The organism is Gemmobacter sp., from assembly GCF_016792925.1.
GTDB lineage: Bacteria > Pseudomonadota > Alphaproteobacteria > Rhodobacterales > Rhodobacteraceae > Gemmobacter.
In genome coordinates this window covers 1-1,992 of record NZ_JAEULU010000257.1, presented here as the reverse complement: position 1 = coordinate 1,992, position 1,992 = coordinate 1, and the positions used below count along the sequence as shown (strand labels likewise).

2 protein-coding genes are annotated in these 1,992 nt (G+C 70.7%); one reads left to right on the top strand and one right to left on the bottom strand.

What is annotated here, in order from left to right; genetic code table 11:
• The first annotated feature begins 52 nt into the window (after positions 1 to 52).
• Positions 53 to 595 carry an RNA 2',3'-cyclic phosphodiesterase gene (gene thpR / locus JNN06_RS12185; protein WP_291239864.1) on the top strand — a complete coding sequence of 181 codons (543 nt, stop codon included), beginning with the start codon at positions 53 to 55 and terminating at the stop codon, positions 593 to 595.
• Here thpR and JNN06_RS12180 read toward each other — a convergent pair.
• The gene (locus JNN06_RS12180) at positions 580 to 1,809 is read right to left on the bottom strand and encodes a glycosyltransferase N-terminal domain-containing protein (RefSeq protein WP_291239863.1); all 1,230 of its coding nucleotides are present in this window, start codon (positions 1,807 to 1,809) and stop codon (positions 580 to 582) included. The two genes, thpR and JNN06_RS12180, sit on opposite strands and share 16 nt — an antisense overlap.
• Between the last annotated feature and the right edge of the window lie 183 nt (positions 1,810 to 1,992).

The following is a 1,992-nucleotide window of genomic DNA, read 5'->3' as shown; positions in this document are numbered from 1 at the left end:
TCCGTGCGGCCCTGCGCGACCGCCTGCATCTGTTGGAACGCCGCCCCGCCCCATGATCCGCACCTTCATCGCCCTGCCCATCCCGGAAGACCTGCGCCCGCGCCTGACATTGCTGCAAGCCCTGCTGCCCCTGCCCGCGCGGGTAGAGCCCGCGGATTTCCACCTGACGCTGGCCTTTCTGGGCGAACAGCCGGAACATGTGTTGCAGGATCTGCATGAGGGGCTGGAGGCGATGCAGATGCCCGGCTTCCTGCTGGAGCTGTGCGCGGTGAATGCCTTTGGCGGCGCCAAGCCCCGCGCGGTCTGGGCCGGGCTGGCCCCGTCCGAGCCGCTGCTGCGGCTTCAGGCCAAGGTGGCGCAAGTGGCGGTGCGGGCCGGGGTGGCGATCAAGGCCAAGGGCTTTACCCCGCATGTGACGCTGGGCCGCTTTGCCCCGCCCCCGCCCGATCATGCCGCACGGCTTGAGGCGGCGATGGTGGCGCAGCAGGGCTTTCGCGCCGGGCCATGGAGCGTGACCGAGGTGACGCTTTATGCCAGCCACCCCAAGGCGCGCGGCCCGCTTTACGAGCCGATGGCCTCCTATCCTTTTGGCTGAGGCAAGACCGCCAGCACCGAAGCCATCAGCGCCGCATCATCCGCCGGGGTCAAGGCGCCCGAGGCGCGCGCCGCCAGATCGGCCTGTCGCTCTGCCGTCAACCCGGCCAGCGCGGCCCCCAGACGTTCCGCGCGCACCGGCAGGGTGGCCTGGGCGGCCGCCAGCGCGGCAAAGGCCTCGGTGAAATTCGCCACCCCCGGCCCGTGCAAGATGGCAGACCCCTGCGCGGCAGGCTCATAGGGCGTATGCCCGCCCGCCGGGCCAAAGGTGCCACCGATCACCGTGGCCCCGGCCATGGCATACCAGCCCGGCATCTCGCCCAGAGTATCGGCCAGATACACGGCGGTCTCTGGCCCCGGCACCTCGCCCGCGCTGCGGGTGGCAAAGGGCAGGCTTTCGGCCCGGATCGCCGCTGCCACCTCGGCACTGCGGCGCGGGTGGCGCGGGGCGAGGATCAGCAGATCAAACTGTGCCCGCGCCTGCGCGAAGGCGCGCAAGATCACCGCCTCCTCGCCCTCATGGGTCGAGGCCGCCAGCAGGATGCGCGCACGAGGATGCGGCGGCGTGAAGGGCAAAGCGGCAGGCTGCGCCACCAGCCCCGCTTTCAGCATCAGCCGCGGGCCAAGCCGCCCTGAGGGCAAGCCAAGCGCCAGAAAGCGCGCTTCTGAGGCGGCATCCTGCGCCGACAAAAGCGCGATCCGGCCCAACATGCCCCCAATCAGCCCCGGCGCGACACGGCGCCAGTTGCGGGCCGACCCCGCCGACATCCGCGCACCCAGACAGACCACCGGCCCCTGCGCCGCCATCTGCGCGATCCGCTCGGGCCAAAGCTCATTTTCGACGAAAATGAGCGCGCCCGGCTGCCAGCGCTTGCGAAACGCCGCCACCGCGCCCGGCGTGTCAAGCGGCGCCAGCCGCGCGCTGACACCGGGCATCGCCCAAGCCGCGACCATCGCCCGCGCGGTCCAACTGTTCGAGGTCACCACGATCGGCAGATCCGGCCGCGCCGCCCGCAAGCCTTCGATCACCCGTCGGGCCGAGGTCAGCTCGCCATTGGAAGCGCCGTGAAACCAGATGCCCCCCACCCCGCCCGCACCGCGCCCGAACCGCTCGGCCACGCCGCCCGGCCCGATGCGCCCGCGCAGCCGTTGCAGCCCCGCATGCAGGGCCAGAAAGGGCGTCAGCGCCCGCATCAGAGAGCGGTACAGGATCATCAGGGATGGGATAGCCCTTGCGGCCATGGAAGCCAAGGCTCAGGGGCTCTGCCCCTCTGGGCCTGCGGCCCATTCACCCCGGGATATTTGTGAACAGATGAAAGACCGGCATCAGCTTTCATCTGTTCACAAATATCCTCAGGGGGTGAGGGCCAAAGGCCCGAGGGGGCGCGAGCGCCCCCT